This is a genomic window from Rhizobium sp. A22-96 (assembly GCF_053521805.1).
Window position 1 is genome coordinate 21,250 of sequence record NZ_JBNWDQ010000009.1, and the last position, 26,380, is coordinate 47,629.

General features: G+C 59.9%; 26 protein-coding genes. 13 read left to right on the forward strand and 13 right to left on the reverse strand.

What is annotated here, in order from left to right; all coding sequences use genetic code 11:
- Positions 1-73: 73 nt before the first annotated feature.
- From ACQZ6F_RS31305 to ACQZ6F_RS31315, 3 genes are all read right to left on the reverse strand, one after another.
- Positions 74-2,422 carry a response regulator transcription factor gene (locus ACQZ6F_RS31305; RefSeq protein WP_449095908.1) on the reverse strand — a complete coding sequence of 783 codons (2,349 nt, stop codon included), beginning with the start codon at positions 2,420-2,422 and terminating at the stop codon, positions 74-76.
- A gap of 159 nt (positions 2,423-2,581) precedes the next feature.
- Positions 2,582-3,571 (reverse strand): pyruvate dehydrogenase (acetyl-transferring) E1 component subunit alpha, encoded by a 990-nt coding sequence (gene pdhA, locus ACQZ6F_RS31310; protein ID WP_449095909.1) that lies wholly within the window; start codon positions 3,569-3,571, stop codon positions 2,582-2,584.
- Between the two features lie 40 nt (positions 3,572-3,611).
- The gene (locus ACQZ6F_RS31315; RefSeq protein WP_449095910.1) at positions 3,612-3,956 is read right to left on the reverse strand and encodes a DMT family transporter; all 345 of its coding nucleotides are present in this window, start codon (positions 3,954-3,956) and stop codon (positions 3,612-3,614) included.
- Between the two features lie 335 nt (positions 3,957-4,291).
- Between ACQZ6F_RS31315 and ACQZ6F_RS31320 the strand changes: the two genes are divergently transcribed.
- On the forward strand, positions 4,292-5,209 hold the full coding sequence (locus ACQZ6F_RS31320) for a LysR family transcriptional regulator (protein ID WP_449095911.1): 918 nt from the start codon (positions 4,292-4,294) through the stop codon (positions 5,207-5,209).
- Between the two features lie 28 nt (positions 5,210-5,237).
- Here the strand turns inward: ACQZ6F_RS31320 and gstA are convergent, their stop codons facing one another.
- Positions 5,238-5,855 carry a glutathione transferase GstA gene (gene gstA, locus ACQZ6F_RS31325; RefSeq protein WP_449095912.1) on the reverse strand — a complete coding sequence of 206 codons (618 nt, stop codon included), beginning with the start codon at positions 5,853-5,855 and terminating at the stop codon, positions 5,238-5,240.
- Between the two features lie 282 nt (positions 5,856-6,137).
- Here gstA and maiA point away from each other — a divergent pair, with 282 nt between their 5' ends.
- Positions 6,138-6,797, forward strand: a complete 660-nt coding sequence (gene maiA / locus ACQZ6F_RS31330; RefSeq protein WP_449095913.1) for a maleylacetoacetate isomerase — start codon at positions 6,138-6,140, stop codon at positions 6,795-6,797.
- 22 nt (positions 6,798-6,819) lie between these two features.
- Here maiA and ACQZ6F_RS31335 read toward each other — a convergent pair whose 3' ends face one another.
- Positions 6,820-7,725, reverse strand: a complete 906-nt coding sequence (locus tag ACQZ6F_RS31335) for a LysR family transcriptional regulator (RefSeq protein WP_449095914.1) — start codon at positions 7,723-7,725, stop codon at positions 6,820-6,822.
- Between the two features lie 245 nt (positions 7,726-7,970).
- On the opposite strand from ACQZ6F_RS31335, the gene ACQZ6F_RS31340 reads away from it, so the two are divergent.
- The 9 genes from ACQZ6F_RS31340 (at position 7,971) to ACQZ6F_RS31380 (ending at position 15,865) form a co-directional block, all read left to right on the forward strand.
- Positions 7,971-8,927: a dihydrodipicolinate synthase family protein gene (locus ACQZ6F_RS31340; RefSeq protein ID WP_449095915.1), complete on the forward strand. Its 957-nt coding sequence runs from the start codon at positions 7,971-7,973 to the stop codon at positions 8,925-8,927.
- A gap of 22 nt (positions 8,928-8,949) precedes the next feature.
- Complete coding sequence (locus ACQZ6F_RS31345; protein WP_449095916.1) at positions 8,950-9,495, forward strand: 3-hydroxyanthranilate 3,4-dioxygenase; 546 nt, start codon at positions 8,950-8,952, stop codon at positions 9,493-9,495.
- 67 nt (positions 9,496-9,562) lie between these two features.
- Positions 9,563-10,732, forward strand: a complete 1,170-nt coding sequence (locus ACQZ6F_RS31350) for an ABC transporter substrate-binding protein (RefSeq protein ID WP_449095917.1) — start codon at positions 9,563-9,565, stop codon at positions 10,730-10,732.
- Between the two features lie 93 nt (positions 10,733-10,825).
- Positions 10,826-11,740 carry a branched-chain amino acid ABC transporter permease gene (locus ACQZ6F_RS31355; protein WP_449095918.1) on the forward strand — a complete coding sequence of 305 codons (915 nt, stop codon included), beginning with the start codon at positions 10,826-10,828 and terminating at the stop codon, positions 11,738-11,740.
- Positions 11,741-11,742: 2 nt separating this feature from the next.
- Entirely contained in the window at positions 11,743-12,714 is a 972-nt protein-coding gene (locus ACQZ6F_RS31360) for a branched-chain amino acid ABC transporter permease (protein WP_449095919.1), read from the forward strand.
- The gene (locus ACQZ6F_RS31365) at positions 12,711-13,466 is read left to right on the forward strand and encodes an ABC transporter ATP-binding protein (protein WP_449095920.1); all 756 of its coding nucleotides are present in this window, start codon (positions 12,711-12,713) and stop codon (positions 13,464-13,466) included. Before ACQZ6F_RS31360 ends, ACQZ6F_RS31365 begins: the two co-directional genes overlap by 4 nt.
- Entirely contained in the window at positions 13,460-14,161 is a 702-nt protein-coding gene (locus ACQZ6F_RS31370; protein WP_449095921.1) for an ABC transporter ATP-binding protein, read from the forward strand. Before ACQZ6F_RS31365 ends, ACQZ6F_RS31370 begins: the two co-directional genes overlap by 7 nt.
- On the forward strand, positions 14,148-14,954 hold the full coding sequence (locus ACQZ6F_RS31375; protein ID WP_449095922.1) for an aspartate dehydrogenase: 807 nt from the start codon (positions 14,148-14,150) through the stop codon (positions 14,952-14,954). The genes ACQZ6F_RS31370 and ACQZ6F_RS31375 overlap by 14 nt, the downstream gene beginning before the upstream one ends.
- Before the next feature lie 20 nt (positions 14,955-14,974).
- Entirely contained in the window at positions 14,975-15,865 is an 891-nt protein-coding gene (locus ACQZ6F_RS31380) for an alpha/beta hydrolase (RefSeq protein ID WP_449095923.1), read from the forward strand.
- Positions 15,866-15,926: 61 nt separating this feature from the next.
- Here ACQZ6F_RS31380 and ACQZ6F_RS31385 read toward each other — a convergent pair whose 3' ends face one another.
- Positions 15,927-17,351 carry an NAD-dependent succinate-semialdehyde dehydrogenase gene (locus ACQZ6F_RS31385; RefSeq protein WP_449095988.1) on the reverse strand — a complete coding sequence of 475 codons (1,425 nt, stop codon included), beginning with the start codon at positions 17,349-17,351 and terminating at the stop codon, positions 15,927-15,929.
- A 183-nt stretch (positions 17,352-17,534) separates the two neighbouring features.
- Positions 17,535-18,785: an MFS transporter gene (locus tag ACQZ6F_RS31390; RefSeq protein WP_449095924.1), complete on the reverse strand. Its 1,251-nt coding sequence runs from the start codon at positions 18,783-18,785 to the stop codon at positions 17,535-17,537.
- Positions 18,786-19,028: 243 nt separating this feature from the next.
- On the opposite strand from ACQZ6F_RS31390, the gene ACQZ6F_RS31395 reads away from it, so the two are divergent.
- Positions 19,029-19,916: a LysR family transcriptional regulator gene (locus ACQZ6F_RS31395; protein WP_449095925.1), complete on the forward strand. Its 888-nt coding sequence runs from the start codon at positions 19,029-19,031 to the stop codon at positions 19,914-19,916.
- A gap of 98 nt (positions 19,917-20,014) precedes the next feature.
- Here the strand turns inward: ACQZ6F_RS31395 and ACQZ6F_RS31400 are convergent, their stop codons facing one another.
- The 6 genes from ACQZ6F_RS31400 to ACQZ6F_RS31425 all read right to left on the reverse strand — a co-directional run bounded on the left by ACQZ6F_RS31400 (position 20,015) and on the right by ACQZ6F_RS31425 (position 25,093).
- A complete protein-coding gene (locus ACQZ6F_RS31400) occupies positions 20,015-20,308 on the reverse strand; it encodes a type II toxin-antitoxin system RelE/ParE family toxin (protein WP_449095926.1) in 294 nt (97 codons plus the stop codon).
- Positions 20,308-20,562 (reverse strand): type II toxin-antitoxin system ParD family antitoxin, encoded by a 255-nt coding sequence (locus ACQZ6F_RS31405; protein WP_449095927.1) that lies wholly within the window; start codon positions 20,560-20,562, stop codon positions 20,308-20,310. Before ACQZ6F_RS31405 ends, ACQZ6F_RS31400 begins: the two co-directional genes overlap by 1 nt.
- A 115-nt stretch (positions 20,563-20,677) precedes the next feature.
- Positions 20,678-21,454, reverse strand: coding sequence for a FadR/GntR family transcriptional regulator (locus ACQZ6F_RS31410; protein ID WP_068394329.1), 777 nt, complete (start codon positions 21,452-21,454; stop codon positions 20,678-20,680).
- A 110-nt stretch (positions 21,455-21,564) separates the two neighbouring features.
- On the reverse strand, positions 21,565-22,518 hold the full coding sequence (gene araH, locus ACQZ6F_RS31415) for an L-arabinose ABC transporter permease AraH (RefSeq protein WP_077472076.1): 954 nt from the start codon (positions 22,516-22,518) through the stop codon (positions 21,565-21,567).
- A 15-nt stretch (positions 22,519-22,533) separates the two neighbouring features.
- Positions 22,534-24,039, reverse strand: a complete 1,506-nt coding sequence (araG, locus tag ACQZ6F_RS31420; protein ID WP_449095989.1) for an L-arabinose ABC transporter ATP-binding protein AraG — start codon at positions 24,037-24,039, stop codon at positions 22,534-22,536.
- A gap of 70 nt (positions 24,040-24,109) precedes the next feature.
- A complete protein-coding gene (locus ACQZ6F_RS31425; protein ID WP_077472077.1) occupies positions 24,110-25,093 on the reverse strand; it encodes an arabinose ABC transporter substrate-binding protein in 984 nt (327 codons plus the stop codon).
- A 375-nt stretch (positions 25,094-25,468) separates the two neighbouring features.
- Here ACQZ6F_RS31425 and ACQZ6F_RS31430 point away from each other — a divergent pair, with 375 nt between their 5' ends.
- Complete coding sequence (locus ACQZ6F_RS31430) at positions 25,469-26,362, forward strand: aldose 1-epimerase (RefSeq protein WP_449095928.1); 894 nt, start codon at positions 25,469-25,471, stop codon at positions 26,360-26,362.
- Positions 26,363-26,380 lie beyond the last annotated feature (18 nt).

Consider the following 26,380-nt stretch of genomic DNA (forward strand, 5'->3'; position numbering starts at 1 on the left):
AGTCTAGGTTTTTGATTAAATGGTATAGGTTTTATCGTCTTGTGACAGGTATAACCTCGCCATCATCGAGGCGTCAGCTGACCATGCCCAGTGCGCGCGCAGTCCCGATCGCTTCCTGCCGATTGCGGCAGCCGAGCTTGCGGTAGACATTTCCGAGATGAAACTTCACCGTCGCCTCGCTGAGCCCGAGCGTATGGGCGATGTATTTGTTGGCCGCACCTTCCGATATCATCAGCAGGATCTTGCTTTCACGGCGCGAGAGATTGCTACGCTCGCCGGGACCGGTCGACAGTCGACCGCTGTCGCGCAATTTGCGGATGATCTGCTTTGCCGCAAGCGATGTGGACAGGAAGCCGCCGATGCGTTCATTGCTGATCAATTCGTCCAGTAGAACCCGCTCTTCCGACAAAGGCGCGATCGCCCCCAGCCGCGCGCAATCCTCGAATGTCTTCTGGAGAATGGAACGCGCGCGGGTGAGATTTCGCTGCCGCTTGGCGATGTAGGCAAGCCAGATTTCCAGGCTGATCCGCTGGCGATCGGTAATGTTGAGATTACAAATGAGACCGGCGATCAAATCATCGAGACCCTCCCATGTGGGCTGCTCGTAGACCATCTGCCGCATCCACGCCAACACCAGAGCCATCTCGTCTCTGTTGTCCATGCGCTCCAGCACCTGATTGGAACCGAGCACCCAGTTCCGGTCGATGCGCGAGTCAATCGCGTTCAGGCGCTCCGCGGCTTCCTGCCAGCGATTGGCATTTTGCAGGACGGCGACCTCGCGGATTTCGATCATGACCTGGAATTGCCGGTTCGACACCTGGTAGACGCGCCAGCGGTCGAGGAAGCTTCTTGCCGCGATTGTCGAAAAATGGCTTCCAAGCGCCTGGCTGCCGTAGTGCAGTGCCAGTTCAAGCAGGCTCGGCCAGATTTCACCGTGCGAAAAATCGTCCATCTCCAGACTGAGAAAACGGGATAGCGGCTCCGCCCGTCCGGACTCGTACTCGATACAGGCTTCGAGGAGCACCTGAAGGCGCGCATCATTTGGACTTTCGAACGGAACTTCGGCCAGGCTCTTGGCGGAGAGTGCCGCGTGCTTGCGCGCAGCCAGCGCATCGCCCATCAGCAGCCGGATCAACGCCCTGTGCAGGCTGATATAGAAGGCGAGCATTGGCGATTTGGCGCATTCATAGTGATACATGGCGCGCTGCGCCACATCCTCGGCCTCTGCAAAACGGCGATTGCGAATGTAGAATTCGAGGATCGAATTGTAGAAGCTGCCCCGGAAGAGATGATCATCGATCGGAAATTCGGCCACGAGCGCAAAGCAGCGATCCAGCAGTTCCTCCGAGAAGAAATAGTCGTCATAGATCAGCATCAGCAGCCGAAATGCCCGAAACTCCCTGGAAAAGACCGAACGGGGGGAAAACACCGCTTCAGGATCATTGGCAAGATCGCCAAAACGATCGGCGAGCAGGCGTCGCGCCCGCGACACATCGCCTTTCTTCAGCGCCTGCAAGGCAAGCGACAGTACCAGCGCCTCGGTCTGCAATGCGAAACTGCGCGGAAAGCCTGAAAGAACGCGCTCGAATGCATCCGGCCCGTGAAAATAGAGGAAGAAATCGCCGTGCTCATCGTTGAAAACACGCAATGCACTATCGAAGAAGCCTGCACGCTGAAAGGTCAGGATAGCATCGACCGGGCGTCCGCTTTCGACAAAGGCCTCGGCAATCGCCTTTGCCTCGGCAGCAACGCTCAGGCGCTCCTCGATGACGACATCCAGTGCCGCGCCAAGCTCTCCTGCAACGGCCGGTGTATTGATGCCGCCATCTCTTTCAAATGGGATCAGCGGGTATTCGGATTTCGAGCGCGTGCCGCGCCGATCAAGCAGCGTACGCAGATCGACAAGCGCTGTTGCCGGCATCGGGCGAAGCATTTCGTTGGCAAGAAAATCGATCAGCGCAGTGCCGGCAAGTTTGGATCTGAACGCGGCGAGAGGCCAGCCGCCCGAACTCTTGCGGACCGCTTCGGCTCCGTCACCGAAAATATCTGCAAGTTCAGCATCGCTTAACAGCAAGTGGTTCGGATCGATCACATGAGCATTGCCATAGACCAGCGCGCGCGACAGGCCGGGCAGAACCACATCCGGCCGCTTCGCAATGAAGATGCGCGCCGCGCCGGCGGCAAAAGCATCTACAAGCGGCTCCGGTTTAGCGTAGGGCGGGATATCCCAGACCTTTACCGCCCCTGGCGTCACCTCGGCCGGCAACGCTGGCCCGCGCTCGACCTCGACGCCAAAATGACGGGCAACATGATGCAACATGAATGACTTGCCCATGCCGGCTGGCGCCTCCAGCACGACGATGGGCTCCGGCCGCGAGAGCAATTCCGCCAGGAGGACGGAGCGGATGATCGGATCGTGCATGAACATTCGCCTTGGCGCGCAGTGTCAAGTTCGCAGGCGGGTATGTGCCTTGCCACACCGGCGTCCCACTTCGATTATCGTGACACTTTGCGCGAAATCGAGCCGACCGCAAGCTTCGCGGCCGTGACGGTCGAACTATACTCCGCGCCAGCCGAAATTTCAGACATAGACGTCGGTGTAAAGTTCGGTTGGGTCGGGCAACGGGCTGGCCTTGGCGAAGTCGACTGCCTCGGCAACGATATCCTTGATTTCCTTTTCGATCAGCTTGATGTCGTCCTCGCTCGCATGGCCATCCTCGAGAATGCGCGCACGCGACCGGTCGATCGGATCGCTCTCGTTTCTGACCTTTTGTACCTCCTCGCGGGAACGATACTTAGCCGGGTCAGACATCGAATGGCCGCGATAGCGGTAGGTCAGCATTTCGAGGATGAAGGGCCCCTTGCCAGCCCGGGCGTGTTCGACAGCCCTGATGCCCGCGGCTCGCACGGCGCGGACATCCATTGCGTCGACCTGTTCGCCCGGGATGTTCAAGGACAGGCCGCGCTCGGAAAGGTTGAGGTTCGCCGAAGCACGCTCGATGCTGGTTCCCATGCCGTAATGATTGTTTTCGATGACGTAAACCACCGGCAGATCCCAGATCTTTGCCATGTTGAAGCTCTCGTAAACTTGGCCCTGGTTTGACGCGCCATCGCCGAAATAGGTGAGGCAAACGTGGTCGTTGCCGCGATATTTATTGGCGAAGGCGAGGCCGGTGCCGAGGGATGCCTGTGCACCGACGATGCCATGCCCGCCATAAAAGCCGCGGTCAGGAGCAAACATGTGCATGGAGCCGCCTTTGCCCTTCGACACACCCGACATGCGGCCAGTCAACTCGGCCAGCACCGCCTTGGGATCCATGCCCGACATCAGCGCGTGACCGTGGTCGCGATAGGCCGTGATGACCTGATCGCCTTCGCCGATCGTCATCTGCATACCGACGACCACGGCCTCCTGGCCGATATAGAGATGGCAGAAGCCGGCAATCAGGCCCTCGCCGTACATTTGCCCGCAGCGCTCCTCAAAGCGGCGGATCAACAGCATGTCGCGAAAAGCCTTCAATTCCTCGTCCCTGGAGAAAACGAAATTCGGGTCGGCATTCAGCTTGGTCATGATATTTCCTTCGTCTTGGGATGAGCAGCGGCAGCAAGCTTCAGCTGCTCGAGAGCTTGAGACCGACGATGCCGCTGAGGGTGACGGCGATCCAGAAGAGGCGGATGAAGGTCGCGGGTTCGCGAAAGATCACGATGCCCAGAACGATAGATCCGATCGCGCCGATACCGGTCCAGACGGCATAGGCCGTGCCGAGCGGCAGGACCTGAAGCGACTTGCCGAGGGCGTAGATGAAAGCGGCAAGCAGGAAGAAGGACAGGATGGACCAGGCCAAACGACTATAGCCATCGGCCATCTTCACGCTGATCGCCCAGGCAACATCGAGAAGACCGGACAGGATCAACAATCCCCATGCCATGCCCGTTCCCATATGCGTCTCCATCATTGTGTTGACTCGCAGCCTTGCGGACGCGGACCGTGTCGGCAAAAGCATGAGCCCGGATGATAGGAGTGCGGAGCGCGCAACGCCCGTTGTGGTTTTGCAAGCCGATATTTCCGCCTGACAACCGAGAGGCTGCAACGGTTCGGCTTTGACCTCGGCGGCTTACAGCTTGCCGTTCGGAAAGTCTGGCTTGCATCTTTGCAATGCAAACCGCGCCGTTTGGAACTTATACTGGGACGGGAAGAGACATCGATGCTCGGACGCCGTTCGACAACACGCTTTCCGATTTGCAATGCATTATGTCCGGATGCAGATCCAATTTGCGAGGTAGCAAGAACATGACAGACTGGAACGAATTCAGGATTGTGCTGGCGATTGGGCGGGCTGGGTCGCTTGTCGGCGCGGCAAAGGATCTGGGCCACGACCATTCGACGGTCTTTCGTTGGCTGAATGCCCTGGAGAAGCGCCGAGGCGTGCAGTTGTTTGATCGCACATCGAGCCAATATGTGCCGACCGAAGCCGGCTTGCAGATGGTCATGGCTGCCGAGCGGCTGGAGACGGAGATTCTTGCGATCGATCGTTCGATCACGGGCCGAGACACCCGACTGTCCGGCAAGCTCAAGATCACCTCGTCGGAGACCTTGGCCTACCGCATTCTCAACGAAGTGCTTGCGGGCTTTCGTCGCGAACATGACGGTATCGAGCTGGAGCTGCTTGTCGATAACAGGCAGCTCGATCTCCTGAGGCGCGAAGCCGATATTGCCATCCGAGCCACCCGCCCACATGAGGGCGAGCTGTTCGGCCGCAAGATCGCGTCAACGCCCTGGACCTTTTATGGCAGCAACGCCTATCTTGCCGATCGCGAGCGTCCCACCGACATTGCCTCGCTTTCGAGCCATGCGGTGATCGGCTGGGACAGTGGCGCTGTCGCTGCGGCAGCGAGATGGTTGACGGAGAATATTTCGCCCCGCGCCTTCGCATATCGCTCCAGCAGTCTCATCAATCAGCTCATGGCGGTGAAAGCAGGCTTGGGCTTGGCGCTCCTGCCTTGCTACCTTGGCGATCTGGAGCCCGATATCGAGCGGGTTCAGGACCCGCTCGACGAACTCACCCGGGAACTGTGGCTGATCACGCATAAGGATCTGCGCAACACGGCACGCGTACGAGCTTTCTTTGATCATGTCGGCGGCGGCCTGCTCGCACGGCGGGCGCTGCTGGAGGGAGACCGCGTTGGTGCTTTCAGCGTCGCCGGTTGAGCGAACTCGGCACTCATCCGCGCGCCTGCTATTTCCGCAGACCTTCGGCAACAAGCGTCATGCGCACGCCTGGGCGCTCGGCGATCTCAGATAGATACCGTATCAGACTTGGCCATGCCCCAAGATCGATACGAAGCCCCCTGGACCAATTCATGATGGTGAAGCAATAGGCATCGGCGATGCTGAAACGGCCTCCGACCAGATAATCCTGCGTCGCCAGATGAGCCTCCAGAATGTCGAAGCGCTGCCGTAGCCTTTCCTTGGCAACCTCGGCAGCCTGCGCGCCATATTCGGGATGGAACAGCCAGGGGCTGAAGGTCTTGTGCAGCTCGGAGCTGATGAAGGTGAGCCATTCCTGGAGACGATAGCGCTCAAAGCTGCCCTGTTCAGGCGTCAGCATTGCGTCCGGCTTTTTGTCAGCCAGATAGAGCAGGATCGCGACGCCTTCAGTGAGGATCTCGCCATTGTCGAGCTCCAGCACCGGCACCACACCCTTTGCACTGACCGCCTTCAGATCACGGCCATCCTCGACGCGATGAGGCTCGCTGCGAATGTCCACCTTTACCAGATCGAGAGTGAGCCCGGCCTCGACGGCAACGATGTGGGCGGCCATCGAACAGACGCCCGGCGCATAATAGAGTTTCATCTGGAGTTTCTCCTGTGTGTTTTTCGCAGCTACAGGATAGGCGCTTTGGGAGCGAAACACCGGTTGGAAGCTGGCAAGCGCGCGTTGCCGACAGGCAAGCACCGAGCCTCCTGCACCTGCTTGCAGGATCGCAAGCCGGCATTGCCCTATGGCAAGGCGTCCATGCGAGACGTAGGGTAAGATCATCCGTTAGACAGGGTCTGCCCCGTGGTGCGGAACAGGACAATGATCGTTCGCAGCATCGCAATTCAATACATTCAATTCACAGAATGGACCGATCCAATGACAATTCAGCTCTACAGCTTCTGGCGCTCGAATGCGGCGTTCCGCGTCCGGGTCGCCCTGGCGTTGAAGAAGCTTGCCTTCGAGGAAATCGAAATCGATATTCTATCCGGCCGTCAGTTCGATGCCGACTATGCCGAAGTGAACGCTGAGCGCGTCGTGCCCACGCTCGTCCACGACGGCCATCGCATTTTCCAGTCGCTTGCGATCATGGAATATCTCGACGACATCGAGCCGGAACCGCGCCTGATGCCGGCCGACGCCAAGGAGCGCGCCTATGCCCGGTCGCTGGCGCTGGTTTCGATCGCCGACGCTCATCCCTTGATCGTGCCGCGCGTTCGCAAGCACCTGGGCGAGACGTTCGGTGCCGATGCCGACGCAATCGAGTTATGGTGCAAACATTGGACCGTGGAAGGACTTGCGACCTATGAGCGGCTGCTGACACGGCGTCCCCCTGCTCCATTTGCATTGGGAACCACACCGGGGATCGCCGACATCTGCATTGCCGGCCAGATCGTCATGGCCAATCTTTACAAATTGGATCTCGCAGAATTTCCCACGGTAGCAGCCCTCGGGCGGCAATGCTTCGAGCTTCCGGAATTCGCCGAGGCACATCCGTTCCAGCAAGCCGGCTACCGGACCGGCAAAGCGCAGCACTAGCAGGGCGGCACGGTTCACTGTCCTACAGAACCTCCGGCACCATCTCGCGCAGGATTTTTCGCAGAAGCGGCCGCACGGCCGTCGTTGCCGGCGAAAGCGTGCGCTCTCGTGCGGTTATGATACTCACCTGGCGCGTGATCGCCGGGCCAATCAACGGGCGCGCGGCAATGCTGCGCCCGTTCAGCGCCGCAAAGGCATAGGTCGGCAGCACCGCGACACCGGCGCCGCTTTCGACAAGCGAAAGCGCCGTGTGTATCTGATGCACTTCCAAATGCGGACGAAGGGGCAGGCCGGCTGTTTCGAAACCGATTTCGGTCAGCAGGCGGATATTGCTCTCCCGCGTCAGAGTGATGACACGCTGATCCGCCAACGCCTTCCAATCCACTTCCTCGAGTGATTTGAAAGGGTGATTCATTTCGATGAAAACCATCAGCCGGTCGCTCAGCACATGCTGGCGGTCGATCCCTTCCTCATCGGCATTGAAGGTGCCGATGCCGATCTCGTAGAGGCCGTTGCGGACGCGCGGCACGATCAGGTCGGTTCCCACATCCTCGATCCGCAGCCGCAGGCTCGGATGAAGCTTGGCGACCTCCTGCAGAAGCCTCGGAAGGACGGTGGCGCCCAAAAGCGGCGGCGCTGCAATGCGCACCAATCCTGTCCGCAACTCGCTGAGGTCACGCACGGATTCCACGGCGCGTTCGATTTCAGCGAGCCCCGGCAGCACGCCGGCGGCGAAGATCTGGCCCGCCTCGGTCAATTCCACGCGCCGCGTCGTGCGGTCGAAAAGGCGCGTGCCCAGCAACGCCTCGAGATCATGAATTGCATGCGAGACACCCGCCTGGCTCGTGCGCAATCGCTCGGCTGCCCGGGAGAAATTGCCAAGCTCGACGACGGCTTGGAAACATTTGATCTGACGTAAATTGATCATCGGTCGATCCATACTGGAATTAACATGAATATATGCAGTTTCCGCCAGTTCTTGAATAAAAAAATCTGCTGCTTAATGGTTCGGGAGATAGAACTTTGCCAAACACGCCGGCCTTAAGGATCGGCAATCGGAATGCACGGAAACGCTGGAGGAATGGTCGCGTCAGCCGCATCTCAGTGGCCACGTTACCGATACGCCCCTCCTGGCGCCCATGCCCCGAACATTCCGACGATCAAGGAGGATCCATGAAATACGACCGCAAGAACGCCAAGGCCCATTCGCGCGCGACGATGCGCGGCATCTGGGCTGCGGCCAACACGCCCTTCCATCAGGATGGTGCCATCGACGAGGATGGCTTCCGGCGGAATGTCGATCATTGGATCGGCGATCTTGCCATCGACGGCCTCTTCATCGCCGGCAAGCAGGGCGAGTTCTTTGCCATGTCGCTGGACGAGCGCAAGCGCCTGTTCGACCTCTCGGTCGAGGCGACCGCCGGCCGGGCGCAGACGATCATGTCCTGTTCCGACCAGAACATGGATGTCGTCATAGAGCTTGCCAAACATGCGCAGACCTGCGGCGCCGACTATATCGTCGTCCATGCGCCGATCCTGCATTTTTTCAAGGCGCAGGACGAAACGCTGCTGCGCTATTACGAAACGATCGCGTCCAAGGTCGATATCGGCATGGCGCTATGGTCGCATCCCGATAGCGGCTATCTGATGAGCCCCGAGCTTTGCAACCGCCTCGCCGATATCGAGACGGTGGTTGCCATCAAATATTCAGTCCCGCGCGACATGTACAAGGAGCTGACCGCGCTCGCCGGTGACCGCATTCTCGTTTCCACCGCGTCGGAAGAAGAGTGGCTTGATAATGTGCTGGAACTCGGCTGGCAGCTCTATCTCTGCTCGTCGCCGCCTTACACTCTGCAGACCAAGGTCGATCGGCGCATGCGCGACTATACCGACCTAGCTTTCGCCGGAAAGGCGGCCGAGGCGAAGGCCGTGAGCGCAAGCCTCCAGCAGGCTCGCGATGCCTTCAAACGCTCGCGCCCTGCCGAAAAGCCGCATGCTCACCAGAAATACTGGCAGGAACTGCTAGGGCAGGCCGGCGGCCCCGTGCGAGCGCTGCTGCTGGAGTTGACGGAAGCAGAGAAACGCCTGACCCGCGACGCCTTCGAACAAAGCGGATTAAAACTCGGCTGAATAAGAGAAGAGAGGAACGACGATGACCAGATTGAGCGCATTCAACCTTCAGAAATGGATCGACGAACATCGCCATCTGCTGCAGCCGCCCGTCGGCAATCAGCAGATCTGGAAGGACGGCAACCTGATGGTGACGATCGTCGGCGGCCCGAACCGGCGCACCGACTACCATGACGACCCGTCCGAAGAATTCTTCTACCAGCTCAAGGGCGACATGGTGCTCAAGCTCTATGACGGCAAGGAATTCTATGACGTTCCGATCCGCGAAGGCGACGTCTTCCTGTTGCCCGCCCATGTCCGCCACTCGCCTCAGCGGCCTCAGGAAGGCTCGATCGGCCTCGTGATCGAAGCGGTCCGCGAGGAAGGCGCTCTTGACGCCGTTGAGTGGTATTGCTTCGAATGCACAACTTTAGTGCACAGAGCCGAGGTCGATCTGGAATCTATCGTTGACGACCTGCCCCCGCTATATGCAAAATTCTACGCAGACGAGAAACTTCGCACTTGCCCGAAATGCGGGACGATCCATCCCGGCAAGATACCGCCGGAAGGCTGGGTGAAGCTGCAATAACCTCCGCCCTGGGAGAGGCGGAAGGAACCTTAAGAACAAATGCAATAACGACATAATGGGGAACCCAATGAAACTCAGGAACACGCTTTTTGCGCTGACCGTTGCGCTTGCCAGCGCGACGGCTGCACTCGCGGCCGATCCGGTCAAGATCGGCGTCATCACCACCCTGTCCGGCCCCGGCGGCTATCTCGGCCAGGACGTTCGCGACGGCATGAAGCTCGCGATCGACATGGAGGGCGGCAAGCTCGGTGGCGTGCCGGTCGAACTCGTCGTGGAAGACGACGCGAACAAGCCGGCTAACGGTCGGCAGATCGCCGAAAAAATGATGAGCGACGAAAAGATCAAGCTTTTGACGGGCATCATCTTTTCGAACATCGCGGGCGCCGTGGTGCCAGACGTCGTCGACGGTGGCGCGATCTACATCAGCGCCAATGCCGCGCCTTCGAATCTGGCCGGCCCGGACTGCAATGCCAATTATTTCGTTGTCCCCTGGCAGAACGACTCTCTGCACGAAGCCTCCGGCATTGCCGCGAAGGAACTTGGCTACAAGCGCGCCTTTGTCCTGGCACCGAATTATCAGGCCGGTAAGGACGCCCTGAACGGTTTCAAACGCACCTTTGGCGGCGAGATCGTCGGTGAGGTCTATACCCAGCTCGATCAGACCGACTACTCCGCCGAAATGGCGCAGATCCGCGCCGCCAAGCCGGATGTCGTCTTTCAGTTCCATCCTGGTGGCCTCGGCATTGCCTTCCTTCGCCAATATCAGCAGGCAGGCCTTCTCGGTCAGATCCCGATGGTGCTCTCGGAGCCGTCCAGCGACGCCGTCGTGCTGAAGAGCCTCGGCGACGCGGCCGTCGGCCTGAAAGTGACCTCGCATTGGAGCCCGGACTTTGACAACGCCGCCAGCAAAGAGCTGGTCGCGAAGTGGAAGGCGACCTATCCGGATCGGCCTCTGACCACCTACGGCACGCAAGGCTACGACGTGGCCCGCCTGATCGCATCCGCGCTCAAGGCAACCGGCGGCGTCGACGACATCGACGCCTTCCGGGCCGCAGTGAAGAAGGCCGATTTCCAATCGGTGCGCGGCAAGTTCAGCTTCGGCTCGAACCAGCATCCTGTACAGGACTGGTATCTGCTCGAAGTCGTGAAGGGCGCCGACGGCGTGCCGACCACGAAGACGCTGCGCAAGCTTGTCGAAAACTACGGCGATATCCACGCCAAGGATTGCAAGCTTTAATCCGGACACAATGGCCCGGGCGACGCCTCGCGCGCCCGGGCCATTGCGCTTTGGCTTCGATTCACGCCCGACGGAAGGTCGCTGGACCGCGCAATGACCCTTATCCTTGAACAATTGCTCAACGGCCTGCTCTACGGCGTCATGCTGTTTTTGATGGCCGCCGGGCTGACCCTCATCTTCGGCATCATGGGCGTCATCAATCTTGCCCATGGCTCGCTCTATATGGTCGGCGCTTTTGCCGGTGCCTGGGTGGCGAATGCCACCGGCAATTTCTGGCTGGGCCTGCCTGCCGCACTGGTCGCTTCGACGATTGTCGGCATCGTCGTCGAGCTTGGCGTGATGCGGCGCCTTTATGAAAGAGACCATCTCGATCAGGTCCTGGCCACCTTCGCCCTCATCCTCATCTTCAATGAACTGACGGTGCTGCTGTTTGGTCGGCAGCCGGTCTTTCTGCAGCTTCCCGAGATGCTGTCGCAACCGATCGAACTGCTGCCGGGGCTTCTCTATCCGCCCTTTCGCCTGCTGATCATCCTCGTCGGTCTGCTCGTGGCGCTCGGCCTCTATCTGTTGATCAACCGCACCCGCATAGGGATGCTGGTCCGCGCCGGCTCGACCAACCGCGACATGGTGCGAGCCCTCGGCGTCGATATCAAGCTGCTCTACACCCTGATCTTCGGACTGGGGTCGATGCTGGCCGGTCTTGCCGGTTTCATGATGGCCCCGATCGTCAGCGTTCAGGTCGGCATGGGTGAACAGATCCTGCTTGCCACTTTCGTCGTGGTCGTCATCGGCGGCGTCGGCTCCGTCAAGGGTGCTTTCGTGGCCGGCATCACGCTCGGCGTGCTGGACACGGGGCTTAGAGCCTTCATGCCGGGATTGTTGCGTCACCTTATGGCTGGTCCGGATGCGGATGCGCTCGGTGCGGGCATCTCCTCCATGGGCATATACCTTTTGATGGCTATCGTGCTGCTCGTCCAGCCGAAGGGCCTCTTTCCGACGAAAGGTTGACCATGCGCCGCCTCTTTCTCTATCTCGTACTGATCGCCTGTCTCGCGGCCCTGCCATACGTGGCGCCCGCTCTCGGCCAGCCGGCGCTTCCAAGCCTTGTTGCCCGCGTGATGATCTATGCCATTGCTGCCGCAAGCCTCAACCTGGCGCTCGGCTCGGGCGGCATGGTGTCCTTCGGTCACGCCGCCTTCTTCGGCATCGGCAATTATGTCGTCGGCATTCTCTACTATCATCATGCAGAGGGCGTGCCGCTCTTCGGCTTCATTCCGGGCACCGACCAACTGCTGATCACCATACCTGTCGCCATTCTCGTCTCCGGCCTGCTGGCGCTCGTTGTCGGCGCGCTGGCGCTGAGGACAGGCGGCGTGCAGTTCATCATGATCACTCTCGCCTTCGCCCAGATGCTGTTCTCCTTCTTCGTCTCGCTCAAAACCTATGGCGGCGACGACGGCATCATCGTGCGCAATGCCAATACGCTGTTCGGGATCGGGCTGCGCGACAAGACGGCTGTTTATTTCGTGATCCTCGCCGTTGCCGTCCTCTACTTCGTCTGGCTGAACCGTGTGATCGGCTCGTCCTTCGGCACCATGCTCGTCGGCATCCGGCAAAACGAGAAGCGCATGATCTCGCTTGGCATCGAGCCGTTCCGCTACAAGCTCTTCGCCTTCGTGCTGTCAGGCATGGGCGCAGGACTCGCCGGCGCGCTGATGGCGGTCTTCATGCGTTTCGTCAGCCCCGACACGCTCGCCTGGACCAAATCCGGCGAGCTGATGATCATGATCATCCTCGGTGGCGTCGGCACCTTCGTCGGCCCGATCTTCGGAGCAACCGCCTTCATTTTCCTGCAGACCTATCTGGCAAGCTGGACGGAACATTGGCAGCTCATTCTCGGCATCCTCCTGCTGGTCGTGGTGCTCGGCAGCAAGGGCGGCATCAATGGCGTCCTTGCCCGCTTTCGCAGGAGGGCGGCATGACGGTGATCCTCGAAACACAAGGCCTGGTGAAGCGTTTCGCCGGGCTGACGGCAACCGACAATGTCAGCTTCACACTCGAAGAGGGGCATATCCATGCCCTGATCGGCCCGAACGGCGCCGGGAAATCGACGCTCATTCACCAGCTCTGCGGCAACCTCTTGCCGAGCGAAGGCCGGATCCTCTTCGCCGGTCAGGATGTAACAAGACTGGCACCCGCCGCGCGCGTCGCCCTTGGGCTCGGGCGCACATTCCAGGTTACGAGCCTGCTCGGCGAATTCACCGTGCGGCAGAACATGGCCGTCGCTGTCCAGGCAAGGCTCGGCGGCAATTTACGCATCTTTGATCGCATGACGGGGCGCCGCGAGGTCTGGGAAGAGACCGACGAACTGCTCGGCAAAAGCCCCCTCGGCAAGCGTGCTGACATCATTGTCGACGACCTCTCTCAGGGAGAGCGAAAGCAACTTGAGCTTCTGGTTTCGCTCGCCGGCCGGCCAAAGGTCCTGCTGCTGGACGAGCCGATGGCCGGTCTCGGCCATGCCGAAAGCCTTGATATGATCGAGGTGCTAAAGGGCCTGCGCGGCACGGTGACGATCCTGCTCGTCGAACACGATATGGATGCCGTCTTCGCGCTTGCCGATCGCATTTCGGTGCTTGTGTACGGGCGGATCATCATGACGGGAAGTGCCGAGGAAATCGCTGACAGCGCGGAGGTGCGCGAGGCCTATCTCGGAAACGAGGACGAACTATGCTGAGCGTCGAGGGACTTCAAGCCGGCTACGGCCACAGCCAGGTGCTGTTCGATATTTCACTCGAGGTCGCCAAGGGCGAATGCGTGACGCTCATGGGCCGCAACGGCATGGGCAAGACCACCTCGATCAAGACGATCATGGGCCTCGTTCCCGCCCGCGGTGGCAGGGTAACGATTGGTGGCCATCCGATGACCGGGCAGCCGCCGGAGCGTGTTGCCCGGCTCGGAGTAGGCCTCGTCCCCGAGGGACGGCAAATCTTTTCAACCTTGACCGTGCGGGAAAATCTGGTGGCGACCGCGGCCAACCGCAAGAAATACGCCGATGGCTGGACGCTGGAGCGGGTGTATGAGCTGTTTCCGCGCATGCGCGAGCGCGCCGAACAGGTCGCCGGAACGCTCTCTGGAGGTGAGCAGCAGATGCTGGCCATCGGCCGCGCTCTGATGACCAATCCATGGCTGCTCATTCTCGATGAGGCAACCGAGGGGCTGGCGCCCGTCATCCGCGCGGAGATCTGGAACGTGATTGGAAAGTTGCGGGCAGCTGGCCAATCGATCCTTCTCGTCGACAAGAATCTCGCCGTGCTGAAGCGGCTCGCCGACCGGCACTATATCATCGAGAAGGGGCGAAGCGTCTGGTCTGGCAATGGCGCCGATCTCGATCGGGATTACGAGCGGGTGCAAGCATATGTCGGAATCTGAAGCTATCTGTCTTGTCGGCTGGGGTGCGATCAACCAGCGTGTGGCAGCACTTCTGGCCGAGCGTAACTCTCCTGTTGCCATCGTCGCCGTGGCCGTCCGCGATCCCGAACGCAAACGTGTCGACCTGCCCGCCGGAGCGCGGCTCATAGCAGAACCGGGCGATCTTGCCGCGACGGGCGCGACGCTGGCCGTGGAGGCGGCTGGACGAGACAGCGTGTTGCCCTTCGGCCGTGCAGCCTTCGCCGCCGGCATGGACTTTGCCGTCTCCTCAACTTCGGGCCTCATCGATGAAGCAGCGTTTTCCGAGCTGGTAACGCTTGCGGAAACCAAGGGACGGAAATTACTTGTGCCTCCGGGCGCGATCGGCGGCGTCGATGCGCTGGCAGCAGCGTCCAGACTCAATCTCATGGATGTCGAACACCGCATCATCAAGCCGCCAAAGGCCTGGCTCGGGACCGCAGCCGAGACGCTCTGCGATCTCGACGCGCTACGGGAGCCGCTCTCTTTCTTCGAGGGATCGGCGCGCGACGCGGCCGACCGCTTTCCGCAGAACGCCAATGTCGCCGTCATCACCTCGCTTGCCGGCATCGGCCTCGATCGGACGCGCGTGACGCTGATTGCCGACCCGAACGCTCGCTTCAATGCCCACGAAATCCGCGCCGAGGGCGATTTCGGCCTGCTCGAAATCCGCCTGCAGAACCGGCCTCTGGCGACCAACCCGAAGTCCTCGGAAATGACCGCGCTCAATATTGTCAGAATGATCGAAAACCGGGCCTCCGGCCTCGTTCTTTGAGATAGCTTCAGGAGAAGATGATGAACCGTTTCGCCAGCGCGCTGATATCAGAGGGGACCTGGCCGCGAGAACGGCTTGACGTCGACTACAATGCGCGTGCCACCGTCGGTGACAACTTCCCAGAGGAGATGCATGCCTATCGCGCGGCCTCGGACGAGGTACGCGGTGAGTGGCTCCGCTTTGCCGATATCGTCTACGATCATGAGAGCAGCCAGACGCTCGATATTTTCGGACCCGAGACTGTCGACGGGCTACGCCCCGTTTTCCTCTTCGTTCATGGTGGCTACTGGCGGGCACTATCCAAGCACGATTCCGCGATGATGGCCGGGATGCTCGCCAAGGCCGGCGTCATGACGGCCGTCGTCGATTATCGTCTTGCGCCGACCGTCAGCCTCTCCGAGATCGTTCGTGAGGTGCGCGCCGCTCTCGCCTTCCTCTGGCAGAACGCCGGCCGCTACGGCATCGATCGTGAGCGCATCCATATCGGCGGCAGCTCGGCCGGCGGCCACCTCACGGGCATGCTGCTCGCAGGCGGATGGCATAAAGACTTCGACTTGCCAGAAAACGCCATTAAGTCCGCCCTGCCGATGAGCGGCCTGTTCGAGCTCGCACCGCTCGCCGCCAGCTTTCCGCAGGAATGGCTTTCGCTCGATGCGCAGCAGGTGGATAGTTTGAGCCCCATTCGACGTCTGCCATCACTTGGATGCCCGATACTGGTGGCCTGGGCGGAGAAGGAAGCTCCGGGCTTCAAGCGCCAATCAACCGCATTCGCCGAGGCTTGGAGCGAACTTGGCTATCCGCTGCAAACGCTCGAAATATCCGGCCGCAATCACTTCGATATCCTAATGGAATTGCGAAGCGAGGAGACGGTTCTTTCCCAAACGCTGCTGGCGATGATCAAAGGGCGCTGACCGCCATGCGCTCTCCCCCATCGGCGTCCCGCTAGCACGTGCCGATGGAAGAGACGCGCGCTCACTCTATGAGATGCGAGATGTTCTTGACGATCATATAGTGGAGGATGCCCTCGCTTCCGCCCTCGCGGCCAAGGCCGCTTTCCTTGACGCCGCCGAACGGCGTTTCGGCACGGGATGCTTCAAGTGTGTTGATCGAGACATTGCCGGCTTCAAGGCCCGTCACGATCCTGTCGACATTGGCGGCCGAGCGGGTAAATCCGTAGGCTGCAAGGCCAAAAGGCAATGAATTTGCCTTTTCAAGCGCCTCGTCGATGGAGCGGACCGGGTTGATCAGCGCCAACGGACCAAAGGGTTCTTCGCGCATCGCGCGGGCATCATCGGGCAGCTCCGCTAACGCCGTCGGCGCAAAGAAATAGCCGCGTCTTTCCAGCCTGTGGCCGCCACAAAGGATCTTCGCTCCTTTCGCCCGGCCGTCATCGACCAGCGCCTGCAGCGCCTCGATGCGGCGGCCGTTGGCGACGGGGCCCATCTGCGTTGCCGGGTCAAGACCGTCACCGACTTTGACCGACTGAGCCTTTTCCACGAAAGCTTGGGTAAAGCGCTCATAGATGCCCTCATGGACGAAGAAGCGCGTCGGCGAGGTGCAGACCTGGCCGGAATTGCGGTATTTGCGGCTGGCGCAGAGGATACCGGCCGCGACAGGATCGGTGTCGTCGCAGACAATCACGGGAGCGTGGCCGCCGAGTTCCATCAGCGCCGGTTTCATATGGCGGGCAGCAATCTCGGTCAGGTGTTTGCCGACGGCCGTGGAGCCGGTAAAGGCGATCATCCGGATCTCATGGCGGGGAATGAGGAATTCGGATATTTGCGCGGGAATGCCGAAGACGAGGTTCAACACGCCTGCCGGCAGGCCGGCATCTTGAAAGGCCTTGGCAATATGCATGACCCCGCTCGGCGTTTCCTCCGAAGCCTTCATGATGACCGAGCAGCCCGAGGCAAGGGCACCGGCAATTTTGCGCGCCGGCTGGCTCATCGGGAAGTTCCACGGTGAAAAAGCCGCGACAGGGCCGATCGGTTCGTGCACGACGGTATAACGGATGCCCGGCTCACTCGGGATGACGCGACCATAAAGCCTGACGCATTCGCCGGCGTCCCATTCGAAGAACTCGCAGCCGCGAATGACCTCGAGCCGCGCTTCGGAAAGCGACTTGCCGTTTTCAACCGTGATTGATCGCGCGATATCCTCGATGCGCTCGCGCATGAGAGCACAGGCCTTCAGGATAATTTCGGACCGCTTCCATGGTGAGGTGCGGCTCCAGCTACGAAACCCATCGGCTGCAGCGGCCAGCGCATCCTCAAGATCCTGCGGGCCGGCAATGGCAACGGTTCCGATAATCTCCTCGGTTGCCGGATTGATGATCGGCAAGGTCTCCGCAGTCCTCCGCCAGCTGCCGCCGATGTAAAGTGGAACGTCGGCATTCATCGTCATCTGGGCACCTCCCCGCACGCGAAAAGAAACGAACTTTCAAGCCTGCCGGCTGGATGCCCCATGGATGCAATTCATTCGGTCATATAACAATCCACATAAATCGAATGAATTCATGCTAATTCTGGATAAATTCCGCGACGCCTTGATGCAGAGGTGAAGATACACTCGCCTCTGAATTCAATTCTCCTGCGATGCGTATTTCGTTCGGTTGCGCAGCAACGAAAGACCGAGAAGCGTGCCGAAGGCGAAGATCGAGATAGCCAGCGCCAGCCATAGGGCGGCGTGGGGATCCCAGTATGTCATGATGGCGGTGAAGAGAGGCGGAGCAGCGGCAAAGGAGAGATTGAGCGGCACCGCCAGCTGTGTCGATGCGCGAGCATAGGTATCGCTGGGGAAAATCTGCAACGGCAGCGTGGCGCGGGTAACGGCGGTGACGCCGCTGGCAATGCCGTAGAGCAATGCGAAGAGCATGGCGCCGGCAAAGCTGCTGGTCAGGAGAAGGACGGCGAAGCTCAGCGGAAACAGGGCAGAGGCGACAAGGCCGGTCAGGAAGCCGGACCAGCGCCGGCCACCGAGAAAATCGACCCCGCGCCCGGCCCATCGCGCAATGCCAATGAAGGCTGCGGCCGTCAGCGCACTGGCATGATCGAGACCTGCTGCCTCGAACAGGATGATGATGGTGAGGGCAAATCCCCAGGTTATAAAGCCATTGCCGGCGAAGCTCATGGCCAGCAGGAGGAAACTCGGCCTGTCGATGGGTGCGGGCTCGCTTGTCGCCTTGGCTGCCGATTGCTCCCGGGGCCGGCGTGCAAGCGTGAACCAATGCAGTGGCATGCAGACAAACAGCATGGCTGCGGCATAGATCAGTGTCGTCGTGCGCCAGCCCCATTGATCCTGCAAAAGTCCTGTCAGTGGCCAGACGATGGTGGAGGTCAGCCCGCCCGCCAGAATCAGCACGCCAAGCGCCTGGCGTGTTTTCTCACCGGCGATCTCGGTTACCGCGATCTGCGCCGGCGTGGTTAGCATGCAGGTGCCGGCCAGGCCGAGAATGATCCACGACAGGATATAGGACACGGGGCCATAGGCCAGGCCCATGATCAAGAGGCCGACGGCGCCAAGGGGAGACCCGAAAGCCATGATCGGGCGTGCGCCGTGGCGCTCGAAGATGGCGCTCAGCGGCCAGGACACGATGGCCATGACGACAAGCATGACCGTCGGCCCTGCCATGATCATGGGGAGCGCCATGCCCAGCTCTCCAGCCATAGCCGGGCCGGTGACCGCCGGCAGGTAGAAGGTCGCACCCCAACCGATGAGTTGGGTGAGCGACAGTGCCGCAACGGCACGGGCTGTCGGCGAGCGGAACGGCATCCGGGCAATCGGTGCGGAAGACAGGATCAAGTCGCGATAGCGATGTGGAAGGGGAGGCATCAGGAACCTTTGGAAACGAGTAGTTTTTTGTTTCCGCCAAAACAAGGAAAAGGCGGTGTCTTCCTCAATCGCCAAGAATAAAGAAACTAATGCTGCCTCGGCCGCCACTCATGCTATGGCTCTGGCATTGGCGCGGCTCTTCTTGAGCAAATTTCTTATTCTGAGAGGCTTTATGCGCCAGCTTGTGCTTGATTTTCGGACGGCACTCAAACGAGGAATTTGAGGGGAGATTGAGAAAAATTCATGCTCGAAAAGCACCGCATCTCCCTTAATGCCATCAGGGTATTCGCGATCGTGGCCCGCACCGGCAGCCTGACGGCCGCGGGCGCCGAACTTGGTGTTACATCCGGCGCGGTCAGCCACCAGCTCAAGAAGCTCGAGGACGAGCTCGGGGTGAACTTCTTCCACCGGGGCAACAACACCGTTTCCCTAACCGACCTGGGACGGAGGTTCTACCAGGAGGTGGCGCCGGCGATCGGGCTCATCGAGCGTTCGGCGGATGCCCTTTACCGCGATGAAAACGAGATCAGTGTCCACGCGACCACATCGCTCGCGCTGCGCTGGCTCATCCCGTCGCTTGATCGTTTCCGCACGCTCTGCCCCCAGGTGCGCGTTCGGGTGGAGACGAGTTCGGCACGGGGTTTTCCGATCGTTCCCGACTCCGATGTCAGCATCCGCTATTTCCGGGCGACGGAAGCAGCCGAGGGCTGGAACTTTCTTGCAAGCGACCTGCGCCGTCCCGTCATTTCTCCGAGCCTGCTGGCAAAGGCTGCCAACCGTCAGGAAATCGCCGTTTCGGACATACCGGCGCTTCAATGCTCCGTTGGAAATTGGGACTGGAAGCTCTGGTGCGAGGCATCTGACATTACGCTGTCGAGCCTTTCCCTCGCCCATGCTTTCGACACGGACGATGCGGCGCTGCATGCTTGCGTTGCCGGTCTCGGGACGGTGCTGGCACCGACGATTCTCACAGGCCGGGAAATGAAATCGGGCGCGCTTGTCATCCTGCCCGGATATAAGCCGGTCGAGACCGGGACATATCGCTACCGGCGCCGCTCTGAATCGAGAGCCGTCCGGCAATTCTGCAGCTGGATGGATGCCGAAATGCGGAGCCTCGAAAGCAGCACCTAGAGCCCTTTCGCTTTTCTTCGAATCGTGAAAGGGCTCTATCTCTTTGTTTTTACGCATTTCCGGACGGAAAACCGCTGCGCACTTTTCCTGGAAATGCTTTAAGCGGGATCGCCGATCCAGTCTTCATGTCCATGGCGTATTCTGATGACGAGAATGGCGCCGCTTTCTTCGATCCGGTAGACGACCAGATGGGCTTTGAATGGGTGGATTCTGACCGGCGGCGAAATCTCTTCTCGCTCGCGTGCCATTCGCGGACTGGCGGCAATCAGGTCCAGCACGGCGAAAAGCTCGTCATGGTACCGCCTGGCCTGAGCCAATCCAAACATGCGGACACCTTGCTCGGCGATCGCAATGATGTCCTCTTCCGCTGCGGCAGAAAGGATGAAGGCCATTATTTGCTGTCGCGCGTCGTTTCCGCACGCGTAATCGCCGCGGCAAAGAGCTCGTCCTTCGACCGGCTGCCGACACCGCTGTTCAGACCATCGTCGACGAAGCGTTGCATGGCGGCAACCTTGTCACTGCGCGCCTGGTCCCGGCGAATGAGATCGCGCACATAGTCGCTGGCATTGGAATATCGCCCGGTCCTGGCTTGCGCCTCGACCCAATCCTTCATCGGATCCGGCAGGGATACGTTCATCGTGGCCATTCGAACCTCCATATTGCCCCCAAGCTAGCTGATTTTGGCAAAGTTTGTCAAACTCGCTTTGCCTGAGATGCACGGACGCAAATCGGGCCTCTGGCTGCTTGCAGGCGATCGCGGCCTAGTCCGACAGTTCCTTTGGCTTGGCAGCACGCAGGGCGTCGCTAAGCTCCATCCTGGCCGTTCCGATCAACTGCTCCATGGCGAAGCGAGCAGCGTCGGGGCGGCGCATGCGGATGGCATCGAGAACATCCTGATGCCGGGCGATCGCATATTCATGCGACTGGCTGGCCCGGTTGGTCAGACGGAAACTTGCAAGCAGGGCTGCGCGGATGGCGGTGGCAAATTGACGGAAAACCCAATTGCCGCTGGCATTGATGATGGCGGTGTGAAACTCCAGATCCGCCTGGCTCCATGCCTCGTTGTCGCGGGCATTGGCGGCGACCATATCCTCGAACGCCTCGGCGATCTGCGCGAGCTGCTTTGCGGTGGCATTGGCGGCCGCCTGTGCAGCGGCGGCGGGCTCGAGCACTTGCCGGGCGTCAAGCAGGGAATCGTAGAAGCTGCGATCATTACTGAGTGCCAGGGTCGCATCGAGAACCAGCGGATCCAGGTAATTCCAGTTCTCTCGAGGAAGCACCGTGGTGCCGGCCCGCGTGCGAGAGCGGACGATTCCCAGCGCCGACAGATATTGCATGGCCTCGCGCAGGCTGGTGCGGCTAACGCCGTAGACCTCGGAAAGCTCGGCTTCATTGGGAAGGATCGAGCCCTCCGCCAGAGCGCCCGAGACAATCTGCCCGATGAGTTTCTTCAGCAGTTCCTCGCGCACGCTGCGCTTTCCCTGCTCGGGCGCGCCGCCGCCCTGTGTCGTCCGCAACGACTCCAAACGCGTACTCATCACTTGCACTCCCTTCCGCTGACCCGGTGACGATCATGAGGCACGCCACGCCCAGGCATCAATGCGCAACAGCAAGTCCGCCAAGCTTCTCCCGGAGAATCTGATCCTGACTAGCGGGCGCGATGCCCTGCCGCCGACGAGCGCAGATTGTCAAGCAGAACGGCAATCAGCAGAATGCAGCCGCGCACCAGATATTGGTAGAAGGCCTGGATGTTGAGCAGGTTCATGACGTTTTCGGCGATGCCCATGATGAGAACGCCGACGATTACACCGGTCATCGCCGCGCGGCCGCCGGCAAGAGATACGCCGCCGAGCACACAGGCTGAGATGACCGAGAGTTCGAGCCCCGTTGCCGCATTTGGCTGACCCGAGGTGATGCGCGAGGCAAGCAGGATACCGGCAATGGCGCAAACAAGGCCCTGCAATGCAAAGATCCAGATTCGCATGTTGACGACATTGACGCCGGCAAGCCGTGAGGCCTCGGGATTGCCGCCAATCGCCAGTGTATTCTTGCCGAAGACGGTGCGGTTCAACACGAAGCCGAAGACGATGAACAGCAGCACCATGATCCAGATCGGCGTCGGCACGGTCAGGAAGCGCGACAGCGCCAGCTGGTAGAAGGCCGGGTCGTTGATGCCGACGGCGCGGCCATCCGAGGCAATCAGCGCAAGCCCGCGAACGATCTGCATCGTCGCCAGCGTGGTGATCAGCGCGTTGATGCGGAATTTGGCAATCACCACGCCATTGATGACGCCGACGAAGCCGCCGCAGATCAGCGCGGCCAGTAGGCCAAGGGGGATGGAGCCAGTCGCATTCGACACCATGACGGCGACCATACCGGAAAAGGCGACGGTCGAGCCGACCGACAGATCGAAATCGCGCGAGGCCAGGCAGAACATCATCGTGCAGGCGACGATGCCGATCGTGACAACCGACTGCAGCAGGCCGAGCATGTTGCGTTCCGTCAGGAAGCTCGGAACGAAGAGCGAGACGATCACGAAGGCGATCGCAAAGATCACCACCAGACCCTGTTCGCCGAGAAGAATTTTTTTCACCGAGTTCATCATATCGTTCCTGAATTATAGTGTGCCGGCGGCATTCTTGTCGGGCAGCGCCGCGGTCAGAATGCTGCGCTCGTCGAAATCGGCCCGTGGGACATTGGCGGCGATGCGACCCTGGCACATGACCATGATGCGATCGGAAATACCCATGACCTCGGGAAGCTCGCTGGAGATGACGACGATCGCCATTCCGCCGGCCGCCAGCTCGTAGAGGATCTCATAGATCTCCGACTTGGCGCCGACATCGATGCCTCGCGTCGGCTCATCGATGACGAGCACCTTCACACCCTGCTCCGAAAGCCACCGGCCGAGAATGACCTTTTGCTGGTTGCCGCCCGAAAGATTGACGACGTCCTGCTTGCGGGAGGGTGTGCGGACCCTGAGCTTGGCAATGAACTGGTCGGCGACCGAAGCTTCTTTCCTGGCGTTCAACAGGCCGAAGGGCGAGAAATGCCGCCTTGAAGAGATTGCGATGTTCTCTTCGATCGATCGCCCCTGAATGATACCGTCAAACTTGCGGTCTTCCGGGCAGAGAACCATGCCGGCGCTGATGGCAGCCTTCGGATTGTTGGGTGAAACCGCAACGCCATCGATGGTCACCGTGCCCTGATGGCGATGGTCTGCGCCATAGAGAAGGCGCGCCATCTCGCTTCGACCGGCACCGATGAGACCGAAGAAGCCGAGAATTTCACCCTTGCGAACGGAAAAGCTGATCGGGTTGCGCAATTTGGAACCGGAGAGCGTTCGGACATCGAGACGAATGTCGCCCAACGGCCGGTCGCGCCAACCCCAGATGTTGCTGATCTCGCGGCCAACCATCTGCGCGATGATTTGCTCGCGCGTCGTCTTCGCAATGTCAGGATGATGCGCCGCAAGCTTGCCGTCGCGGAGGACGGTCAGGCTGTCGCAGAGCCGGAAGATCTCATCCAGGCGATGCGAAACATAGATGATGACGGTGCCCTTGGTTCTCAGCCTGTCGATCAGGGAAAAGAGGATTTCGCTTTCGCGTGAAGACAGCGACGAGGTGGGTTCATCGAGCGCGATCACCCGCGCATCGACCATGACGGCCTTGGCGATCTCCACCATCTGGCGGGCGCCGATCGAAAGCGAGGAAACCTTGGCCGCGGGATCGACGTCGATGCCGATTTCCTTAAGCCTGGTGCGAACCGTCTCGACCAGGGTCTTGCCGTCGATGACGCCGGCCTTGCCGGGAAAACGCCCGAGCCAAAGGTTCTCGGCGACTGTCAGCTCCGGCACCAGCTGGAGTTCCTGGTGAATGACGATGACGCCGGCATGAAAAGCATCGCGGACGGAACTATAGTTCTGCTCCACGCCATCAATGACGATGCTGCCCGTATCCGCCGCCTGATCGCCGGAAAGCACGCGGATCAGCGTGGATTTGCCGGCGCCGTTTTCGCCCATCAATCCGTGTACCGCACCCTTCTTCACGCCGAAGGAGACGTCGGACAATGCCTGGACCCCAGGATAGCCCTTGGAGATGCTCTTGAATTCGAGGAAATCCATCTTCGCTCCATCGAAAAGATACCCCGGCGGCACATGCGCCGCCGGGACGATAATCATCTTCACCAGATGATCATTCGATGCCGAGGTCCTTGCGAACCTTTTCATAATCGCCGCGCAAGGCAAGCGAGCCGGAGGTCAGCGTCAGCTTCGGTGGCTCTTTGCTATTGGCGATCCAGTCATACATATTCAGCGCGGTTTCATAGCCGTGGCGCTTCGGTGAAATGATGACCGTGCCGAAGAAGCCGGTGGCGGAAGGCTTCTTGAACTCATTGATTGCCGAATCCGCGCCGCCAATGCCGACCGCGACCATATTGGCGGCCGGAATGCCAACGGACTCCGACGCACGCACCGCGCCCAGGGCAGCTTCATCGTTGAGGCCGAAAGCGACCCAGTACTTGATGTCGGCATGCTTGTTGAGGACCGTGGTGGCGGCGTTGAGCGCAGCTTCCGTGTCGGTCTTTGCCTGCGGAGCATCATAGATGTTGGCAGCCGGGAAGCCCGCGGCCTTCAATACCGAGATCGCACCCTCGACGCGGTCGACCGCCGTCGGCAACTGATCATAGGAGACGCGGATCGCGCCGACATTCTTCATGTCCCAGCCGCGCTTCTTGACTTCGTCGACAATCGCCTGCCCGACGGTTTCACCGATCTTCGTGGCGGAGATGCCCATATGCGGAACATCTTCCAGCGGCTTGCCCTGGGCGTCGACAAGACGATCGTCCACCGTCATCAGCTTCAGCTGATTGGCTGCTGCCTTGGCGACGATGCCCGGCCCAAGCTTGACGTCCGGCGTGCAGACGATGAAGCCCTGAGCGCCCTGCGCACCGAGATTGTCGATCGCCGACTGGACCTTCTCACCATCTTCCGCGCCGATCTTGACGAGCGTAAAGCCCTTTTCCTTGGCGGCCTGGTCAGCGAATTTCCATTCGTCCTGGAACCATGGCTCCTCGGGCTGCTTCACGATGAAACCGATCTTGACGTCCTCCGCAAAAGCGGAGCCGGCAGCCAGAACGGCAAAGGTGCCGGCAAGGATTGCCGCTTTGAAAAAGCGCATGATCTCTCTCCCTTTGTTTGCGCGTCCCCATCCATCTCCTGAGGAACCGCTCGACTTCCCTAAGTTATATTGTAATACGAGTCAATTATTTGTATAACAATTAAGCCGTATCTTCAGTCCACTGGACCGAAGGCCTTGAATATGAAAAAACATCATACCAGTCAATATTTGTGTATGATTTTTATATCGCCACCACAGCTCATATCTATCGAACATCATTGCTAATGCGCTATTCGCAAAACAATTTGGATAAAATCCATGAGAAATTGGCGGAATTGGAAAAATAAATCATATATATCTACGCCAAATGGGACGGATATCGAGTGTCGATCCATTCGGCAACAATCTTGATCGCGCGAGAAAAGTGACCGCTTCATGACCATTATCGATTTGCAGAACGACGCGCTTTCAGTGCGCATCTCGACTTCCGGCGGCGTGCTGCTTGATTATTCCTGGATGATGGATGGCGGCACGATCGCTCTATTGCGGCCTGCTCCAGACGGTGCCGATGCATTTTCCTCCGCCTGCTATCCCCTCGTTCCCTTCGGCAACCGCATAAGAAACAATCGTTTCGTATTTGAGGGGCGAGACTATCAGTTCCGACCGAACACGGCCTCGGATCCCCATTATCTGCACGGCGATGGCTGGCAGGGAGAGTGGTCCATCCTCTCACGCAGCGTAAACGAATTGCAGATCGGCTTTCGTCATCCGGAGGGCGATACGCCATATGGCTACGAGGCAAAACAGACCATCACCCTCTCATCCCACGGGTTGGCGCTTCATATGAGCGTCAAGAATACCGGCAAGGACACACTGCCCTTCGGGCTGGGCTGGCATCCCTATTTCCCGCTCACCCCTGAAACGACCCTGCTTGCGCCAGCGCAACGATTCTGGACGGAGACCGAAGGCTGGCTGCCGGGCGAACGCGCCGACATCCCCGCCGATCTCGATTTCTCCCAGCCTTCACCGCTGCCGCGTCGCTGGGTCAACAACGGTTTCGAGGGATGGAGCGGCAAGGCGGAGATCATCTGGCCGGAGAGACATGCCAGCCTGCGACTGACTGCCGACACATCGGTCAGGCATGCATTCATCTTCATCCCCGACACGAGCTTCAACCCGAGTTTTCGCCAGGATTATTTCTGTTTCGAGCCGATGACCCATATCGCAAACGGTCATAACCTTCCCGACCTGGGAGACTTGAAGATCCTGCGACCGGGGGAAACCCTTGCGGGATCGATCCACCTGCAGCCGCAAAGATATCCGGAATAGTTCGCGACCAGATCACCA

Coding starts and splice junctions, on each gene's coding strand:
- ACQZ6F_RS31305 (WP_449095908.1), bottom strand. CDS start 2,422: ATGCACGATCCGATCATCCGCTCCGTCCTCCTGGCGGAATTGCTCTCG.
- pdhA (WP_449095909.1), bottom strand. CDS start 3,571: ATGACCAAGCTGAATGCCGACCCGAATTTCGTTTTCTCCAGGGACGAG.
- ACQZ6F_RS31315 (WP_449095910.1), bottom strand. CDS start 3,956: ATGATGGAGACGCATATGGGAACGGGCATGGCATGGGGATTGTTGATC.
- ACQZ6F_RS31320 (WP_449095911.1), top strand. CDS start 4,292: ATGACAGACTGGAACGAATTCAGGATTGTGCTGGCGATTGGGCGGGCT.
- gstA (WP_449095912.1), bottom strand. CDS start 5,855: ATGAAACTCTATTATGCGCCGGGCGTCTGTTCGATGGCCGCCCACATC.
- maiA (WP_449095913.1), top strand. CDS start 6,138: ATGACAATTCAGCTCTACAGCTTCTGGCGCTCGAATGCGGCGTTCCGC.
- ACQZ6F_RS31335 (WP_449095914.1), bottom strand. CDS start 7,725: ATGATCAATTTACGTCAGATCAAATGTTTCCAAGCCGTCGTCGAGCTT.
- ACQZ6F_RS31340 (WP_449095915.1), top strand. CDS start 7,971: ATGAAATACGACCGCAAGAACGCCAAGGCCCATTCGCGCGCGACGATG.
- ACQZ6F_RS31345 (WP_449095916.1), top strand. CDS start 8,950: ATGACCAGATTGAGCGCATTCAACCTTCAGAAATGGATCGACGAACAT.
- ACQZ6F_RS31350 (WP_449095917.1), top strand. CDS start 9,563: ATGAAACTCAGGAACACGCTTTTTGCGCTGACCGTTGCGCTTGCCAGC.
- ACQZ6F_RS31355 (WP_449095918.1), top strand. CDS start 10,826: ATGACCCTTATCCTTGAACAATTGCTCAACGGCCTGCTCTACGGCGTC.
- ACQZ6F_RS31360 (WP_449095919.1), top strand. CDS start 11,743: ATGCGCCGCCTCTTTCTCTATCTCGTACTGATCGCCTGTCTCGCGGCC.
- ACQZ6F_RS31365 (WP_449095920.1), top strand. CDS start 12,711: ATGACGGTGATCCTCGAAACACAAGGCCTGGTGAAGCGTTTCGCCGGG.
- ACQZ6F_RS31370 (WP_449095921.1), top strand. CDS start 13,460: ATGCTGAGCGTCGAGGGACTTCAAGCCGGCTACGGCCACAGCCAGGTG.
- ACQZ6F_RS31375 (WP_449095922.1), top strand. CDS start 14,148: ATGTCGGAATCTGAAGCTATCTGTCTTGTCGGCTGGGGTGCGATCAAC.
- ACQZ6F_RS31380 (WP_449095923.1), top strand. CDS start 14,975: ATGAACCGTTTCGCCAGCGCGCTGATATCAGAGGGGACCTGGCCGCGA.
- ACQZ6F_RS31385 (WP_449095988.1), bottom strand. CDS start 17,351: ATGAATGCCGACGTTCCACTTTACATCGGCGGCAGCTGGCGGAGGACT.
- ACQZ6F_RS31390 (WP_449095924.1), bottom strand. CDS start 18,785: ATGCCTCCCCTTCCACATCGCTATCGCGACTTGATCCTGTCTTCCGCA.
- ACQZ6F_RS31395 (WP_449095925.1), top strand. CDS start 19,029: ATGCTCGAAAAGCACCGCATCTCCCTTAATGCCATCAGGGTATTCGCG.
- ACQZ6F_RS31400 (WP_449095926.1), bottom strand. CDS start 20,308: ATGGCCTTCATCCTTTCTGCCGCAGCGGAAGAGGACATCATTGCGATC.
- ACQZ6F_RS31405 (WP_449095927.1), bottom strand. CDS start 20,562: ATGGCCACGATGAACGTATCCCTGCCGGATCCGATGAAGGATTGGGTC.
- ACQZ6F_RS31410 (WP_068394329.1), bottom strand. CDS start 21,454: ATGAGTACGCGTTTGGAGTCGTTGCGGACGACACAGGGCGGCGGCGCG.
- araH (WP_077472076.1), bottom strand. CDS start 22,518: ATGAACTCGGTGAAAAAAATTCTTCTCGGCGAACAGGGTCTGGTGGTG.
- araG (WP_449095989.1), bottom strand. CDS start 24,039: ATGGATTTCCTCGAATTCAAGAGCATCTCCAAGGGCTATCCTGGGGTC.
- ACQZ6F_RS31425 (WP_077472077.1), bottom strand. CDS start 25,093: ATGCGCTTTTTCAAAGCGGCAATCCTTGCCGGCACCTTTGCCGTTCTG.
- ACQZ6F_RS31430 (WP_449095928.1), top strand. CDS start 25,469: ATGACCATTATCGATTTGCAGAACGACGCGCTTTCAGTGCGCATCTCG.